The organism is Streptomyces sp. NPDC056883 (assembly GCF_042788835.1).
Classification (GTDB): domain Bacteria; phylum Actinomycetota; class Actinomycetes; order Streptomycetales; family Streptomycetaceae; genus Streptomyces; species Streptomyces stoeckheimensis.
In genome coordinates this window covers 163,222-180,720 of record NZ_JBHUBS010000002.1, presented here as the reverse complement: position 1 = coordinate 180,720, position 17,499 = coordinate 163,222, and the positions used below count along the sequence as shown (strand labels likewise).

The 17,499-nt window shown below is 71.7% G+C and carries 11 protein-coding genes; 6 read left to right on the top strand and 5 right to left on the bottom strand.

Going from position 1 to position 17,499, the window contains the following annotated elements:
* Positions 1-7: 7 nt before the first annotated feature.
* A complete protein-coding gene (locus tag ACFRU2_RS06160) occupies positions 8-1,957 on the bottom strand; it encodes an ABC transporter ATP-binding protein (protein ID WP_382968220.1) in 1,950 nt (649 codons plus the stop codon).
* 107 nt (positions 1,958-2,064) lie between these two features.
* Between ACFRU2_RS06160 and ACFRU2_RS06155 the strand changes: the two genes are divergently transcribed.
* Together ACFRU2_RS06155 and ACFRU2_RS06150 are read left to right on the top strand one after the other, a co-directional pair.
* A complete protein-coding gene (locus ACFRU2_RS06155) occupies positions 2,065-2,562 on the top strand; it encodes a MarR family winged helix-turn-helix transcriptional regulator (protein WP_382968218.1) in 498 nt (165 codons plus the stop codon).
* A 116-nt stretch (positions 2,563-2,678) separates the two neighbouring features.
* On the top strand, positions 2,679-5,615 hold the full coding sequence (locus tag ACFRU2_RS06150; RefSeq protein WP_382968216.1) for an FAD-binding and (Fe-S)-binding domain-containing protein: 2,937 nt from the start codon (positions 2,679-2,681) through the stop codon (positions 5,613-5,615).
* 19 nt (positions 5,616-5,634) lie between these two features.
* On the opposite strand, the gene ACFRU2_RS06145 is transcribed toward ACFRU2_RS06150, so the two are convergent.
* Positions 5,635-6,918 carry a sulfite oxidase gene (locus ACFRU2_RS06145; protein ID WP_382968213.1) on the bottom strand — a complete coding sequence of 428 codons (1,284 nt, stop codon included), beginning with the start codon at positions 6,916-6,918 and terminating at the stop codon, positions 5,635-5,637.
* 123 nt (positions 6,919-7,041) lie between these two features.
* The gene (locus ACFRU2_RS06140; protein WP_382968210.1) at positions 7,042-8,298 is read right to left on the bottom strand and encodes a tryptophan 2,3-dioxygenase family protein; all 1,257 of its coding nucleotides are present in this window, start codon (positions 8,296-8,298) and stop codon (positions 7,042-7,044) included.
* Between the two features lie 262 nt (positions 8,299-8,560).
* Here ACFRU2_RS06140 and ACFRU2_RS06135 point away from each other — a divergent pair, with 262 nt between their 5' ends.
* A complete protein-coding gene (locus ACFRU2_RS06135) occupies positions 8,561-10,423 on the top strand; it encodes an ABC transporter ATP-binding protein (protein ID WP_382968208.1) in 1,863 nt (620 codons plus the stop codon).
* Positions 10,420-12,201, top strand: a complete 1,782-nt coding sequence (locus ACFRU2_RS06130; protein ID WP_382968205.1) for an ABC transporter ATP-binding protein — start codon at positions 10,420-10,422, stop codon at positions 12,199-12,201. The genes ACFRU2_RS06135 and ACFRU2_RS06130 overlap by 4 nt, the downstream gene beginning before the upstream one ends.
* 71 nt (positions 12,202-12,272) lie before the next feature.
* Here the strand turns inward: ACFRU2_RS06130 and ACFRU2_RS06125 are convergent, their stop codons facing one another.
* On the bottom strand, positions 12,273-12,968 hold the full coding sequence (locus tag ACFRU2_RS06125; RefSeq protein ID WP_382968202.1) for a hypothetical protein: 696 nt from the start codon (positions 12,966-12,968) through the stop codon (positions 12,273-12,275).
* A 61-nt stretch (positions 12,969-13,029) separates the two neighbouring features.
* Entirely contained in the window at positions 13,030-13,821 is a 792-nt protein-coding gene (locus ACFRU2_RS06120; protein ID WP_250745039.1) for a metal-dependent hydrolase, read from the bottom strand.
* A gap of 145 nt (positions 13,822-13,966) precedes the next feature.
* Between ACFRU2_RS06120 and ACFRU2_RS06115 the strand changes: the two genes are divergently transcribed.
* Both ACFRU2_RS06115 and ACFRU2_RS06110 read left to right on the top strand, forming a co-directional pair.
* The gene (locus ACFRU2_RS06115; RefSeq protein ID WP_382968199.1) at positions 13,967-16,489 is read left to right on the top strand and encodes a DEAD/DEAH box helicase; all 2,523 of its coding nucleotides are present in this window, start codon (positions 13,967-13,969) and stop codon (positions 16,487-16,489) included.
* Between the two features lie 106 nt (positions 16,490-16,595).
* Positions 16,596-17,498 carry an acyl-CoA thioesterase gene (locus tag ACFRU2_RS06110; protein ID WP_382968196.1) on the top strand — a complete coding sequence of 301 codons (903 nt, stop codon included), beginning with the start codon at positions 16,596-16,598 and terminating at the stop codon, positions 17,496-17,498.
* Position 17,499 lies beyond the last annotated feature (1 nt).

Below are 17,499 nucleotides of genomic sequence, written 5' to 3'. Positions count from 1 at the left end.
CATACGATCACACGTTCACCGGGGTCGGCTCGGTGCCGCGCAGGGTGTCCGGCTTGAACGTCCCGGGCTTGAGCAGATCCGCCGTGCGCATCTCGGAACCGAGCCCCCCGAGGAGCCCGCCGGACGCCGGAGCCTCCGGCTTGAGTGCACTCTCCCGGTCGCGCCGGACGAGGGCGGCGTACCGGCCGTCGGCCTGTAGCAGCTCCTCGTGGGTGCCGCGCTCCGCAATCCGTCCTCCGTCGAGCACCACGATCTGGTCGGCGTCGCGGACGGTGGAGAGGCGGTGGGCGATGGTGATGGTGGTGCGGCCCTGGGAGAGGTTGTCGATGGCGCGCTGCACGGCGTGCTCGGTGCGGGTGTCCAGGGCGCTGGTGGCCTCGTCGAGGATCAGCACCGGCGGGTCGCGCAGGATGGTGCGCGCGATGGCCAGGCGCTGCTTCTCTCCGCCGGAGAACCGGTAGCCGCGCTCGCCGACCAGGGTGTCGTATCCGTCGGGCAGGGACTCGATGTGGTCGTGGATCTGGGCCGCGCGGGCCGCCTCCGCTATCTCCTCGTCGGTGGCGTCCGGCTTGGCGAAGCGCAGGTTGTCGGCGACGGAGGCGTGGAAGAGGTAGGTCTCCTGGGAGACCACGCCGATGGAGCGGGCCAGCGAGTCGAAGTCGAGGTCGCGCACGTCCACGCCGTCGAGGGCGACCCGGCCGCCGGTGACGTCGTAGAGCCGGGGCACGAGGTAGCTCAGCGTGCTCTTGCCGGACCCGGTCGGGCCGACCACCGCGAGGGAACCGCCGGCCAGGACCGTGATGTCGATGCCCGTCAGGGTGGGGCCGCTCTTGGCGTCGTAGGCGAAGTGGACGTCCTCCAGGCGGACCTCGCCCTTGGCGCGGTCGAGGCGGACGGGGTCCTCGCGCTCGGTGATGTCCACCGGCAGGTCGAGGTACTCGAAGATGCGGGCGAAGAGCGCCAGGGAGGTCTGGATCTGGACGCCGGTCGACAACAGGCTCACGGCGGGCCGGAACAGGCCCTGCTGGAGGGTGACGAAGGCGACGAGGGTGCCGACCGAGAGCGAAGGGGCTCCGGTCTGCAGCGCTATGCCGGCGGCCCAGTAGATGAGCGCGGGCATGGCGGCCATGACGATGCCGATGGTGGACATCCGCCAGCGCCCGGCCATGCTGGAGCGCACTTCGAGGTCGACGAGCTTCTCGGACTCCTCCGCGAAGGAGGTGGTGAGCGAATCGGCGCGGCCCATCGTGCGGCCGAGCAGGATGCCGCTGACCGACAAGGACTCGGTGACCGTCGCGGCCATCGCGGCCATCTGCTTCTGGCGCTGCGCGGTGATCTTCTTGCGCTCGCCGCCGACGCGGCGGCTGATCCACACGAAGACGGGCAGCAGGGCGAGCGAGACGAGCGTGAGCCGCCAGTCGAGCGCGAGCATCGCGACGACGGAGGCGATGACGGCCGTCGCGTTCGAGACGAGGGAGGTCGCCGTGGAGGTGACCGTGGCCTGCATGCCGCCGATGTCATTGGCGATGCGGGACTGCACCTCGCCGGTGCGCGTACGGGTGAAGAAGGCCAGCGGCATCCGCTGGAGCTGTGCGTAGACGGCGGTGCGCAGATCGTGCATGACGCGCTGGCCGACGGTGGTGGATATCAGGGTCTGGAGCACGCCGAAGATGCTGGTGACGACCGCGGTCGCGATCATGCCGAGGGCGAGCAGGCTGAGCAGCCCGGTACGGCCCTGCGGGATCGCGACGTCGAGGACCTCCTTCAGCAGGAAGGGGGTGGCGACTCCGACCAGCGAGGAGGCGGCGACGAGGATGCCGACGACGGCGAGGCGGCCCCGGTAGGGCCGGAAGAGACCGACGATGCGGCGCAGCTCGCGCGGGCGCTCGTCCGGCGCGGGGCCGCTGGGGTCGAGGGATTCTTTCGAGGGTTCCCACTCGAGTTCTTTGGGGCGCATGGGCCTCCTTCATGACAGGTGACGAGACTCGAATGAGCATAGCTCATTGTTACCTATACTCACAATGAATCTGGTCCTGATATCGTTCCCATTATGAGGACCGCAGCATGAGCACCGCTTCCGAGACCGACAGCAGCCAGGGCGCCGGCGGCACCGACAGCGCCGACACGACCGACGGCGTGCTCGCCGAGCAGCTGCTCCGCCTGACCCGGCGGCTCCACCGCATCCAGAAGCGCCATCTGGAGCCGCTCGGCATCACCCCGGCCCAGTCCCGGCTGCTGCGCACCGTCGCCCACCTCTCCACGGTGCGGCCGCCCCGGATGGCGGACCTCGCCGCCCGCCTGGAGGTGGTGCCCCGTGCCGTGACCACGCTGGTCGACGGCCTGGAGAGCGCCGACTGCGTCCGCCGCGTGCCGGACCCGGCGAACCGCCGTGTCATAAGGATCGAGCTCACCGACACCGGCCGCGCCACGCTGCGCCGCCTGCGCAACGCGCGAACCGGAGCCGCAGAGGAGATCCTGGCTCCATTGACCGCCGATCAGCGCGAGGTGCTCGGCGGTCTGCTGAACGCTCTGGCGGACGCTCCGACGGAGCACGGCTGCTGACGGGCGACGGTCCGGCCGGAACCGGTCCGGGGCTGCGCCGAACGAGTGAGATCGACTGAGTCGGATCGATCGACCGAGTGGGATCGACCGACACGGCGCGAGTTGAGGGGCTGCAGATGCCACTGCTGGAACCGAAGCCGGGGGCCCTGCGCCCGCGCACGCTCAGCGGCCCCGCCCCCGACCGGGTGCCGGACCGCGCCTCGACGGGCACCCCCGAGCCGCTGCGGAGCGAGCTGGCCGAGCTGCTGGGGGCCGACAAGGTGCTCTCGGGCGTCTCCGACCTGGTCCGCTACGCCTCCGACGCCTCCCCGTACCGGTTCCTGCCGCAGGTCGTCGTGATCGCGGAGGACATCGACGACGTCTCCGCCGTGCTGTCCTACGCCCACGGCAAGCAGCGCGAGGTGGTCTTCCGGGCCGCCGGGACCTCGCTCAACGGTCAGGCCCAGGGCGAGGACATCCTCGTCGACGTGCGCCGCCACTGGGCCGGTGTCGAGGTGCTCGAGGAGGGCCTGCGGGCCCGGATCCAGCCCGGCACCACGGTCGTGCGCGCCAACGCCGCGCTCGCCCGGCACGGCCGGATCCTCGGCCCGGACCCGGCCAGCGCCATCGCCTGCACCCTCGGCGGAGTCGTCGCGAACAACGCCTCGGGCATGACCGCGGGCACCACGAGGAACTCGTACCGCACCCTGTCCTCCCTCACCTTCGTGCTGCCGAGCGGCACCGTGGTGGACACCGCCGATCCGCTCGCCGACGAGGAGCTGGAGCACGCCGAGCCCGCCCTGTGCCACGGCCTGATGGAGATCAAGAAGGAGATCGAGGCCGATCCCGAGCTCGTCGCCCGGATCCGGGCCAAGTACGAGATCAAGAACACCACCGGCTACCGCCTCGACGCCTACCTCGACGGCGCCACCCCGGTGGAGATCCTGCGCGGGCTGATGGTCGGCTCCGAGGGCACGCTCGGCTTCATCGCCGAGGTCGTCTTCGACACGCTGCCGCTGGACCGCGAGCTCACCAGCGCCCTGCTCTTCTTCCCCTCGCTGCCCGCCGCGGCCGCCGCCGTACCGCTCTTCAACGAGGCGGGGGCACTGGCCGTCGAGCTGATGGACGGCAACACCCTGCGCGCCTCGGTGAGCGTCGCGGGCGTCCCCGCCGACTGGGCCGGGCTGCCCAAGGACACCACCGCGCTGCTGGTGGAGTTCCGGGCTCCCGACGAGGCCGGCCGCGCGGAGTACGAGCGGCGGGCCGCCGCGGTGCTGGCCGGGCTGGACCTGGTGGCCCCGGTGGACTCGGTGACCAATGCCTTCACCCGCGACGCCAAGACCATCTCCGGCTACTGGAAGGCCCGCAAGGCCTTCGTCACCGCCGTCGGCGGCGCCCGCGCCTCCGGCACCACCCTGATCACCGAGGACTTCGCGGTCCCCCCGTCCCGGCTGGCCGAGGCCTGCGAGGCGCTCCTCGAACTCCAGGCGGAGCACGGCTTCGACGCGGCCGTCGCCGGGCACGCCGCCCACGGCAACCTGCACTTCCTGCTCGCCTTCGACGCCGCCCGGCCCGCGGACGTGGAGCGGTACGCCGCGTTCATGGATGCCTTCTGCCGGCTCACCGTGGAGCGCTTCGACGGCTCGCTGAAGGCCGAGCACTCCACCGGTCGCAACATGGCCCCCTTCCTGGAACTGGAGTGGGGACCCCGGGCCACCGAGATGATGTGGCGGACCAAGCGGGTCGTCGATCCGGACCTGGTGCTCGCCCCGCGGATCCTCCTGGACCGCGATCCCACGGCGCACCTGCGCGGCCTCAAGACGATCCCGCAGGTGGAGGCGGTCGCCGACCCCTGCATCGAGTGCGGGTTCTGCGAACCGACCTGCCCCAGCGAGGATCTGACGACCACCCCGCGCCAGCGCATCGTGCTGCGCCGGGAGATGATGCGCCAGCAGCCCGGCTCCCCCGTCCTCGACGGCCTGCTCGACGCCTACGGGTACGACGCCGTGGACACCTGCGCCGGCGACTCCACCTGCAAGCTCGCCTGCCCCGTCGGCATCGACACCGGCGCCCTGATGAAGGACTTCCGCCACCGCCGGCACAGCCCGCGCGAGGAGCGTGCGGCCGAGCTCGCCGCCCTGCGGTTCGGCGCCGTGGAAGGGGCCGCGCGGCTGGCCGTGGCCGCCGCCGACAAGATCACCAACGCGGTCGGGGACGGGATCCTGGAGGCCGTGACGGGGGCCGCGCGCAGGATCGTACGGCCCGATCTGGTCCCGGAGTGGCTGCCGCAGGTCCCCGGCGCCGCGGCCCGCACCCTGCCCGTCACCCGGCGCGGGGGCGCCGCCGCGGTCTACTACCCGGCCTGCGTCAACCGGATCTTCGGGGGCCCCGACGGTGCCTCCGGGCCCTCCCTGCCCGAGGCCGTGGTGGCGGTGTCGGAGCGGGCGGGCAGGCCGGTGTGGATCCCCGGGGACGTCCGGGGCACCTGCTGCGCGACGATCTGGCACTCCAAGGGGTACGACGCCGGCAACCGCGTGATGGCCAACCGGATCGTGGAGGCCGCCTGGGGCTGGACGGCCGGCGGACGACTGCCGCTCGTGGTCGACGCGTCCTCCTGCACCCTGGGCATCGCCCACGAGGTGGTCCCGTACCTGACGGACGACAACCGCTCGCTCCACGCCGAGCTGCGGATCGTCGACTCCATCGTCTGGGCGGCCGAGGAGCTCCTGCCGCACCTGGAGGTCCGGCGCACGGTGGGCTCGGCGGTGCTCCACCCCACCTGTTCGATGCGGCACCTCGACGACGAGGCACACCTGCGGGCCGTGGCCGAGGCCTGCGCCGACGAGGTGGTGGTCCCGTACGACACCGGGTGCTGCGCCTTCGCGGGCGACCGAGGCATGCTGCACCCGGAGCTGACGGAGTCGGCGACGGCGCGCGAGGCCGCCGAGGTGACGGCGCGGCAGTTCGACGCGCACCTGTCGGCGAACCGGATGTGCGAGGTGGGCATGGACCGGGCGACGGGCCGCAGCTACTACTCGGCGCTGCTGGAACTGGAGCGCGCCACCCGGCCCTAGAAGGGGTGTCTTGCCGAGGTCAGACCACGCTCACGGGGTGGCGCACCACCGCGTCGAACAGGTAGCCCTGCGTGTTGTGGGCCGTGGTGGCCGGCTGGGTCCGTCCGGTGGTGTCGGTGGCCCGCGCCAGCAGTGCGGTCGGGCCGGTGGCCCGTGGGGTCCACGGCAATGACCAGCGCACCCAGCTGCCCCGGCGCGGGACGTCGTGCAGCCGGGCCCGCTGCCAGTGGTCCCCGCCGTCGGTACTGACCTCCACCCGGTGCACGGGCGCCGCGCCCGACCACGAGCGCCCGGTCAGCAGCCGCGTCCGGCGGACGGGCACGGTCGCGCCGAGCTCCAGTTCGAAGGCGCTCTTGATGGTCTGGCGGGTCAGCGGGGCGCTGCCCTGCGGCGGCTGGTCGGGCCCGAACAGCCGGTACAGGTCGGTGTTCCACGGTGTGTAGAGGGGCTGCCCGCTCACCTCGATGTCCCCGACCCACTTGATCGAGGAGATCCCGATCCAGTTCGGTACGACCACGCGGACCGGACCGCCGTGGTCGGGCGGCAGCGGCTCGCCGTTCATCTCGTACGCGAGGATCACGTCGTCGAGGGCCTTGGAGACGGGCAGCGGGCGCCGCACCCGGCCCAGGTTCACCCCGTTCGTGACGACCTCGTCGTCCAGCCCGCGGGGCAGCACGTCCACGGCCCCGCGGGTCAGGCCCGCCTGCCTCAGGACGTCGGACAGCCGGGCACCGCGCCAGCGGGCCACACCGATCGCGCCGAGGGTCCACGCGGTCCCGCTCACCTGCTGGCCCTGCTGGGTGGTGTAGAAGCTGCGGCCGTTGCCCGCGCACTCGATGAACAGGGTCCGTTCGACCGCCGGCAGCGCGCGCAGCCGGTCGTAGGAGAACTCCACCGGCCCGCCGGACAGGGCGTCGCCCCACACCTTCAGCCGCCAGTCGTTCGCGTCGAGGCGCGGGGTGACGGTGTGGTTGCGTACGAAGAACCGGTCGAGGGGGGTCAAGGAACCCGTGCCGCGCAGGGCGGCGAAGTTGGTCTCCGCGTTGGTGCCCCGGATGGTGAACAGCTCGGGCGGCAGCGGCTTCACGGTCCCGGGCAGTGCGGCAGCGGCGGTCGTCGCACCGCCGGTGCCGGCCGCGGCGGTTCCGGCGGCGCCCAGTCCCAGCGAGCCGGCCGCGGCTCCCGCCGCGAACAGCTTGAGCAGGTCCCGGCGGTCCACCCCGGCGGAGCGGGCGCGGTCGCGCGCCCACTGCTTCAGGCGCACGCGGTCGTACTGGCTCTCGTCCGACAGGTCGAGGGGCATGGCGGGGCACTCCTTGGTCGTGATTCCCGACGGACCGTAGAAGCCCGACCCCATCTGCGGGAACCTCCTCGTCCCGATGGCCACGAACCTGCAACACGGCCGCAATGACCGCCGGTTCGCGTATCAGTGGCCGGCGTCCAGTTGCCAGAACAGTCGGTTTTCCAGGCATTGTGTGAGGTAGGGGACTCCGTCGGTGTAGCCCGAACCGTGGGCGTCGCCGAGCATGCGGGCGGCCAGACCTCGATGTGCCGACTTCCACCGCTGGTGCCCACGCTCCAGACGGCTGATCGCCATGTCGAGGCGGTTCCACCGCTCCCCGTCGACGCGCCCTTCGTTCCGGAGATCGAGATAGGCCCGGGTGACGGTGTCGTGGCCGGGATCTTGCACCTCGGCCCGTACGGCGGGCACGCTCGTGAATGCGGACGACTCCAGGCGCGGTACGGGCGGAACACCACACAGGCTCTCGAACCGTTTGTACTGTTCGGACTGAATGGCGCTGGCACCCTGGGTGTACTGGCGGAAGGCGGAGAACTGTTCCGCCCTCATCGTGGCCACGACGCGGAAGAGCGTCGCGGCCCGCTCGAACATCGCAACCGCATGCTCCACGAGCTCCACGGCCCTTTCCGCATTCCCTGCGCGCAGCGCCCCGATCGCGTTCTTCATGGATTCCGCTATTGCGGTGAAATGCATTTCGTGGGTCTGGAGGACGCGGATGAAGAAGTATTCGTCGTGAACGACGGAGACGGGCTGGACGGTGACGTCGAACCACCGGCCGCGATCCGTCGCCGGCGGCCGGGGCAGGCGATCGGCAAGACCTTCGAGGCGGGACCGGGGAGCGTGCGCCAGCCGCGACGGAAGGCCGTCGGCCTCCGGCCGATCGAACCCCGGCCGATCGAACCCCGGCCGATCGAACCCCGGCCGATCGAGCCCCGTCACGAGCCGCAGGGCATGCCTCAAGCGCGTGCTCAGCGTCGGCGCATCCGGCCGGTCCCGCCCGGGGCCCTCGGGCGACCCGGCTGCCGCCTCGATCTCGAAACGCACCACGTCGGCCATCAGCAGGGTCGACATCCGGTCCGCGCTCGGCGCGGCGTTCCGATCGTCCATGAGGAGTTCCAGGACCGGCAGCGCGAGGTAGGTCCGGTTATGAAAACGCCCCTCGTGCTTGTCGAGGGCGCAGTCGAGAAAGGCGCTGAGGAACGGGCGGTTCGCCCCGTGCCGTCGCCCGATGTCACTCAAGCGACGAAGCGTTTCATTCGAAAGGAAATGCTTCCCTGTCAGCCGAACCTGTTCCGTCACGGACCGGGCGAGTGAGATGCCGTCGCATTCCTCCGGCATTCGGTCGGCTGCCGCCCAGCGCGTGATCTCGGGGTGTGTCGCCATGCGTATCTCCCAAGCCGTCCTGCGGAGTGAAGGGTCGCTTTCCACTAGGCATGATCGAAAGACCGCACGTCATGTCTCGGGAATTCGTGCCTTGACAGCGGACGCCGAACCCGCTCCGCCACGCCCGGCCGCCGGGTGTGCGGCAGCCGGGTGCGCAGACCCTGCTGCGAAGGGCCGCGGCCCACGGAAAATCGATTGCCCCGGGCCGGTCCGGAACGCGAACCTTGCACGGTTTGGAACACTCGACCAGTCATGGGGCGTCATGCAGATCAGCGATCTTCCGTATCCGGACCCAGGGGTACCCGATGCTCGCTCCGGCCCCCGCTTCCTCTGGTGGCTGGGACGGGGCCAACTCGGCGGACAGGCCAAAAGCCTGTGCTGGGGGCTCCTGCACTTCGGCGGCGTCGCGGGGCTGCCGTACACCGTGGGCCTGGGCATCGACGCGGTCGTGAACCGCGACGGCTCCCGACTGCTGTGGGTCGGCGGCCTGATCGCGCTGCTCGGCGTCGCGATCTCGGTCGGCGACGCGATGCTGCACCGTACGGCCGTCACCAACTGGATCACCGCCGCCGCCCGGGTCCAGCAGCTGCTCGCCCGCAAGACCGCCGAGCTCGGTTCCGCCCTGACCCAACGGGTCGCGGCGGGCGAGGTCGTGGCCGTGTCCACGGGCGACGTGGAGAAGATCGGCTGGTTCGTCGAAGCGGTCTCCCGCTTCCTGGCCGCCGCCCTGACCCTGGTCATCGGCTGTGTCGTCCTGCTGTTCTACGCGCCCACCATCGGCGTGGTCGTGGCCGTCGGCATGCCGGTGCTGGCCCTGGCCGTCCTGCCGCTGCTGCCGCGCGCCACCCGGCGCGCCGACATCCAGCGGGAGAAGGCGGGCAAGGCCACCGAACTGGCCTCCGACACCGTGGCGGGGCTGCGGGTGCTGCGCGGCATCGGCGGCGAGGAGCTCTTCCTCGGCCGCTACCGCGAGGCCTCGCAGCAGGTCCGCGAGGCAGCGGTGCACAGTGCCCGGATGTGGGCGCTGATCTCCGCGATCCAGGTGCTGCTGCCGGGCGCGCTGCTGGTCACGGTGGTCTGGTACGGGTCCGCGCTCGTCCTGGACGGCCGGCTGGACGTCGGCGAACTCGTCGCCGCCTTCAGCGCGGTGGCGACCATGCTCTACCCGCTGCGGCACTTCGAGGAGATCGCCATGGCGTACTCCTTCTCCCGTCCCTCCGCCAAACGGGCCGCCCGGGTGCTGTCGCTGACCCGGACCGGCGCACAGGCGGAGGCCGGGGCCGAGCCGGAGGCGACTGCGGAGCCCGTCGTCGCCACCGAGGCGGTGCGGGCCCCGGCCTCCGGCGGGGACCTGTACGACCCGGAGACCGGGCTGCTGGTCCCGGCGGGCCGGTTCACCGCCGTGGTCTGCGGGGACCCCGACCTGGCGGGCCGGCTCGCCGAGCGCCTGGGCGGGCACCCGATGGACGCGGCGGCCGGGCCCTCCGTCCTCCTGGGCGGGGTCGCGCTGGACGAGCTCGCGCTCGGCACCGCGCGCGAGCTGGTCCTCGTACAGGACAAGGATCCGGTCCTGCTGTCCGGGACGCTGCGCGAATTGTTCGACGTACCGGCGTCCGGAGCGGTCGTACCGTCCGCGGCGCTCGCGGCGGCCCAGTGCGCGGACGTGCTGGACGCCCTGCTGCAGTCCGCCCCGGACGGGGTGGACGACCCGATGGACGCCCGGATCACCGAGCGCGGCCGCTCGCTGTCCGGCGGGCAGCGCCAGCGGCTGGCGCTGGCGCGGTCCCTGGTGACCGACCCCGAAGTGCTGGTGCTGGACGAGCCGACCTCGGCGGTCGACTCGCACACCGAGGCGCGGATCGCGGAGGGGATCTCGGCGCTGCGCTCCGGTCGCACGACGGTGGTACTGGCTTCCTCACCGCTGCTGCTGGACCGCGCCGACCGGGTCGTCCTGATCCACGAGGGCAAGGCGGCGGCGAGCGGCACGCACCGCGAGCTGCTGCACGGCGACCCGCGCTACCGGGCGGTCGTCACCCGCGAGACCGAGGAAGAACAGCGGACCGCGGAAGAACAGCGGCTCCCGCGGCTGGAATCCGTACTGACAGAGATCGAGGAATCCGCATGATCGGCGTGGCGCCGCCGCACTACGATCCGGCCGCCCCGGAAACGGCCGCGACCCTGCCCGTGGGCAGCTCCGCGACGGTACGGGGCTACGTGCGCGGCCTGTTCCGCCGCCACCGGCGGGCCTTCCTGGTCCTGGTGGGGGTCAACACGGTCGCGGTGATCGCCTCCATGGTCGGCCCGTACCTGCTGGGCCAGGTCGTGGACCGGCTCTCGGAAGGGGCCCGCGAACTCCATCTGGGCCGGGTGGGGCTGCTGTTCGCCCTGGCGCTCGGCATCCAGACCGTGTTCGTGCGGCTGGTCCGGCTGCGCGGGGCGATGCTCGGCGAGGAGATGCTGGCCGATCTGCGCGAGGACTTCCTCGTGCGGTCGGTGGGCCTGCCGCCGGGCGTCCTGGAGCGTGCGGGAACCGGTGACCTGCTGTCGCGGATCACCACGGACATCGACCGGCTGGCCAACGCGATGCGCGAGGCCGTGCCGCAGCTGGCCATCGGCGTGGTGTGGGCGGGCCTGCTCTACGGGGCGCTCGCGGTGACCGCACCGCCGCTGGCGCTCGCCGCGCTGGTGGCGCTGCCGGTGCTGGTGGTCGGCTGCCGCTGGTACTTCAAGCGGGCCCCCCGGGCCTACCGTTCCGAGGCGGCCGGGTACGCGGCGGTCGCGGCCGTGCTCACCGAGACGGTGGACGCGGGCCGAACCATCGAGGCGCACCGCCTCGGCGGGCGCCGGATCGAGCTGTCGGAGCGGCGGATCAAGGAGTGGACGGCGTGGGAGCGGTACACGCTGTTCCTGCGGACGGTCCTCTTCCCGGTCGTCAACGTCACCTACGTGACGATCCTCGGCTCGGTGCTGCTGATCGGCGGGTACTGCGTGATCCAGGGCTGGATGTCGGTGGGGCAACTGACCACGGGCGCCCTGCTGGCGCAGATGATGGTCGACCCGATCGGTCTGATCCTGCGCTGGTACGACGAGCTCCAGATCGCGCAGGTCTCGCTGGCCCGGCTGGTGGGCGTGAGGGAGATCGAGCCCGACGCGGGCGACGCGGGTGTCTCCCCGGACGGCAGGGACGTCCGGGCGGACCAGGTGCACTTCGGGTACCGCGAGGGCGTCGACGTACTGCACCAGGTGTCGATGTCGGTGCCGCCGGGGACCCGGATGGCCCTGGTCGGGCCCTCGGGCGCCGGCAAGTCCACCCTGGGCCGGCTCCTGGCGGGCATCTACGCGCCGCGGACCGGCGAGATCACCCTCGGCGGGGCGCAGCTGTCGCAGATGCCCGCGGAACGGGTGCGCGAGCACGTGGCCCTGGTCAACCAGGAACACCACGTGTTCGTGGGCTCCCTGCGGGACAACCTGCGCCTCGCGCGCACGGAGGCCGGGGACGGCGAGCTGTGGGCGGCGCTCGGCGCCGTCGACGCGGAGGACTGGGCGCGGGCGCTGGACGCCGGCCTGGACACCGAGGTCGGCTCGGGCTCGGCGGCGCTGACCCCGGCGCAGGCGCAGCAGATCGCGCTGGCCCGGCTGGTGCTGGCCGATCCGCACACGCTGGTGCTGGACGAGGCCACCTCGCTGCTGGACCCGCGCGCGGCACGGCACTTGGAACGCTCGCTGGCCCGGGTGCTGGACGGCCGCACGGTGATCGCGATCGCGCACCGGCTGCACACCGCGCACGACGCGGACGTCATCGCGGTGGTCGAGGGCGGCCGCATCACCGAGCTCGGCTCGCACGACGCCCTGGTCGAGGCCGGCGGCGCGTACGCCGCCCTGTGGCGCTCCTGGCACGGCTGATCCGCCCGGCGCCATGACCGTACGAGGCCCCGTGCCGCCGCGGCTGCGGTGGTACGGGGCCTCGCGCCGTGCTAACTGGTCCAGGGCAGGCGGACGGCCTCGAGCTCGGGGTCCGCGAGCAGCGCCTCCACGAGCGGACGGGGGCCACAGACCTTGGAACCCCAGAGGTCGTAGTCGGTGAGGACGACCCAGGAGCGGTCCGCGGCCCACAGGTTGGAGGGCGTGTAGAGGACCTCGGGGTTGTCGAAGAGGGCTCCGGCCGCTCCCAGCCGACCCGAGCGGACGTGCTTGGTTTCGAAGTCCTGCATGACCAAGGGGTTGTAGTAGGCCAGGCAAGGGGTGTCCGCTCCCTGCGGACTGTGTGCGGTGAGGAAGCGGATCAGCTGGTCCCACGTGGTCCGGTCGAGACTTCCCTCGGCGGGCCACTCGATGGTGCCGATGCGGTGCCTCTGGCTCTTCGCCGACGGGAAGCAGCGGAAGCCGGGATAGACGCCCTGCGGCACGACCGGATCGCCGAGGCGAACGGCCAGCTCTGCCCAGCGCAGCCGCTCCCAGCCCGGGCCCGGGTGCTCGTCCCTGCCCTGTCTGTCGTTGGCCGACTCCCCGGCGGTCTCTCCTCGCGCGTACATGCCGCCGAGCACCCAGGCGGCGTCGGGCAGGCCCGGTACCTCGTAGCCGGTGAGGCCGTCGTCATCGGCCAGTCCTGCGAGCCAGTCGGTGGCTGTGGCGGGCACGAGCGGCCACAAGCCGCGGATGTCATCGGGCATCCGGCCAGGCTACGGCGCCGGTCGGGCGGTCGGGCGGTCGGGCCATCAGATGGTCCGGGCGTCAGAAGAAGCCGAGGGCCGAGGCTCCGCCGACTCCGCCGAGCAGCATGAAGACCGGCATGAGGACCTTGAGCTCGACCCAGCTGCCGGCGCGGAAGCGCATCATCTTCGGCGGGCCGATCGGGTACCAGCGCTTGCCCGCGATGGGCAGGGGCCACAGGATCGGGCAGCCGGAGACGGTCAGCGCGTCGCCGATGTCGTGGACCAGGGCGCCGAGCACGATGGGCAGGCCGAGCCACAGGTATTCCTGGCCGGGGGCGGTGAAGAGCCAGTCGGAGCCGTTGCCGGGCTGGTCGAGCACGCCGGCCAGTATCCAGGCGCTGGTCGCGCCGAGCAGCCAGACCAGGACGTCGCTGGACATGCGGGCGGCCCGCCACAGCAGGCCTTCGACGGCGAGGACCAGGTGGATGAAGAGGAGCGCGAGGACGCCCCACCGGTCCGCGGTGACGGCGATCGCTGAGGAACCGGCGCCGATCAGGACGGCCCAGAGCCAGGTGTGGGTCAGGGTGCGGTGGCCCCCGGTGCGGCGGGCGTCGCGCGGGGCCCGGGTGGCTTTGTAGACCCCGTAGGAGATCTTGTCGACCACCTCGCACAGGCCCCGGGAGAGCGGACCGAAGGCGCGGGAGATCGTCGCCGACTTGTGGTCCAGGTCGGGGGCGAGGGCGGCTCCGGCGCAGATCAGCGCGCCGACGACGAGGACGGGCCAGGGCATCGGGTGCCCGTAGGCGGCCGCCGCGGCGCCCACCCCCAGCCAGGCCGCTGCCCCGGACAGTGAGTGCGCCGGACCCATCATGGTCGTTCCCCGCCCCGGTGGTGTGCTGGTCGGGCCCTGTTGACGGTGTCGTTCGGGCCGCATCGACGGCACAGCGTACCGTCGATGATCTTCCTTCTGTCCGCCGGTTCCCTGATCCGGGGGGAAGCCAGGCAAGATGGGGGGTGTGACCCTCATTGATCAGCTCCCGCCGAACGCCGACCCCGACGCCCTCTTCGAGGCTTTCTCCTCGTGGGCGGAGGACCAGGGCATCACCCTGTACCCGGCTCAGGAGGAGGCGCTGATGGAGGTGGTCACCGGCGCGAACGTGATCCTGTCCACCCCGACCGGCTCCGGCAAGAGCCTGGTGGCGGCGGGCGCGCACTTCACGGCCCTGGCCCAGGACAAGGTCACCTTCTACACCGCGCCGATCAAGGCGCTGGTCTCGGAGAAGTTCTTCGACCTGTGCAAGCTCTTCGGCACCGAGAACGTCGGCATGCTGACCGGCGACGCCTCGGTGAACTCGGACGCCCCGGTGATCTGCTGCACCGCCGAGGTGCTGGCCTCGATCGCCCTGCGCGACGGCAAGTACGCCGACATCGGCCAGGTCGTGATGGACGAGTTCCACTTCTACGCGGAACCGGACCGCGGCTGGGCCTGGCAGATCCCGATCCTGGAGCTGCCGCAGGCGCAGTTCGTCCTGATGTCGGCGACGCTCGGCGACATGAAGCGGTTCGAGGAGGACCTGACCCGGCGCACCGGCCGGCCCACCTCGGTGGTCCGCTCCGCGACCCGGCCCGTCCCGCTGTCGTACGAGTACGTCACGACGCCGATCACCGACACCATCACCGAGCTGCTGGAGACCCGGCAGGCGCCGGTCTACATCGTGCACTTCACCCAGGCCCAGGCGGTCGAGCGGGCGCAGTCGCTGATGAGCATCAACATGTGCACCCGCGAGGAGAAGGACAAGATCGCCGAGCTGATCGGCAACTTCCGCTTCACCACCAAGTTCGGCCAGAACCTCTCGCGGTACGTCCGCCACGGCATCGGCGTGCACCACGCGGGCATGCTGCCCAAGTACCGCCGCCTGGTGGAGAAGCTGGCCCAGGCCGGTCTGCTGAAGGTCATCTGCGGCACCGACACCCTCGGCGTCGGCGTCAACGTCCCGATCCGCACCGTGCTGTTCACGGCGCTGACCAAGTACGACGGCACCCGGGTCCGCACGCTGCGCGCCCGCGAGTTCCACCAGATCGCCGGCCGCGCCGGCCGGGCCGGCTTCGACACCGCCGGCTATGTGGTGGCCCAGGCGCCCGAGCACGTCATCGAGAACGAGAAGGCCCTCGCCAAGGCGGGCGACGACCCGAAGAAGCGCCGCAAGGTGGTCCGCAAGAAGGCCCCCGAGGGCTTCGTGGCCTGGTCGGACACCACCTTCGAGAAGCTCATCGCCGCCGACCCGGAGGCGCTGACCTCGCGCTTCAAGGTCACCAACATCATGCTCCTGTCGGTCATCGCCCGGCCCGGCGACGCCTTCAAGGCGATGCGCCACCTGCTCGAGGACAACCACGAGCCGCGCAAGGCCCAGCTGCGCCACATCCGCCGGGCCATCGCCATCTACCGCTCGCTGCTGGACGGCGGTGTCGTCGAGAAGCTCGACACCCCGGACGCCGAGGGCCGCACGATCCGGCTGACGGTCGACCTCCAGCAGGACTTCGCGCTGAACCAGCCGCTGTCCACCTTCGCGCTGGCCTCCTTCGACCTGCTGGACCCGGAGTCCCCTTCCTACGCGCTGGACATGGTCTCGGTGGTGGAGTCCACGCTGGACGACCCGCGCCAGATCCTGGCCGCCCAGCAGAACAAGGAACGCGGCATGGCCGTGGGCGCGATGAAGGCCGACGGGGTCGAGTACGAGGAGCGGATGGAGCGGCTCCAGGAGATCACCTATCCCAAGCCCCTCGAAGAGCTGCTCCTGCACGCCTACGACGTGTACAGCAAGAGCCACCCGTGGGTCCGCGACCACCCCGTCTCCCCGAAGTCGATCATCCGCGACATGTACGAACGCGCGATGACCTTCACCGAGTTCACCTCGTACTACGAGCTGGCGCGCACCGAGGGCATCGTGCTGCGCTACCTGGCGAGCGCCTTCAAGGCGCTGGACCACACCATCCCCGACGACCTCAAGTCCGAGGACCTCCAGGACCTGATCGAGTGGCTCGGCGAGCTGGTCCGCCAGGTCGACTCCAGCCTGCTCGACGAGTGGGAGCAGCTGGCGAACCCGGAGGTGGAGACGGCGGAGCAGGCCCAGGAGAAGGCCGACCAGGTCAAGCCGGTCACCGCGAACGCCCGCGCCTTCCGCGTCCTGGTCCGCAACGCGATGTTCCGCCGGGTCGAGCTGGCGGCCCTGGACCACGTCAACGTGCTGGGCGAGCTGGACGGCGACTCCGGCTGGGACGCCGACGCCTGGGGCGAGGCCATGGACGGCTACTGGGACGAGTACGACGACCTGAGCACGGGCCCCGACGCGCGCGGCCCCAAGCTGCTCCAGATCGAGGAGGACCCGGCGCACGGCCTGTGGCGCGTCCGGCAGACCTTCGCCGACCCCAACGGGGACCATGGCTGGGGCATCAGCGCCGAGGTGGACCTCGCCGCCTCCGACGAGGAGGGCCGGGCGGTCCTGCGCGTCACCTCGGTCGGCGAGCTCGGCCAGCTCTGACCTCCTCCCGGCTCCGTCCGGGCGGGCACCCGACCCGTAACCGACCCCCGACCCGCAACCGGCCGGCGCCTGCCCGGCCGCCGGGCCCGACAGTGGAGATCCTCTGATGACGAACCCCGCCGAGAGGCTGGTCGATCTGCTCGACCTGGAGCAGATCGAGGTCAACATCTTCCGGGGCGCCAGCCCCCAGGAGTCCCTCCAGCGCGTCTTCGGCGGCCAGGTCGCCGGCCAGGCGCTGGTGGCGGCCGGCCGCACCACGGAGGGCGACCGGCCCGTCCACTCCCTCCATTCGTACTTCCTGCGCCCCGGCATCCCCGGAGTGCCGATCGTGTACCAGGTGGAGCGGGTGCGCGACGGGCGCTCCTTCACCACCCGCCGGGTCACCGCGGTCCAGCAGGGCAAGACCATCTTCAATCTGACCGCCTCCTTCCATCAGCCGGAGGAGGGCAGCATCGAGCACCAGCTGCCTCCCCGCCTCGACTTCCCGCACCCGGACACGCTTCCGAAGGTCGTGGACGAGATCCGCGAGCACCTGGGCACGCTGCCGGAGGCGCTGGAGCGGATGGCCCGCCGCCAGCCCTTCGACATCCGCTACGTGGACCGGCTCCGCTGGACCCCCGAGGATCTCAAGGACGCCGATCCGCGCAGCGCGGTGTGGATGCGCGCCGTCGGCCCGCTGGGCGACGACCCGCTCGTGCACACCTGCGCCCTCACCTACGCCAGTGACATGACCCTCCTCGACGCCGTGCGCATCCCCGTGGAGCCCCTGTGGGGCATGCGCGGTTTCGACATGGCCTCCCTCGACCACGCCATGTGGTTCCACCGGCCGTTCCGGGCCGACGAGTGGTTCCTGTACGACCAGGAGTCGCCCATCGCGCACGGCGGCCGGGGCCTGGCACGCGGCCGCATCTACGACCTCGAGGGCAAGCTGCTGGTGTCGGTGGTCCAGGAAGGTCTCTTCCGCCCGTACGGCGCCAAGGCCTCCAAGCCGGCCGTGTCCCCGCAGTAGT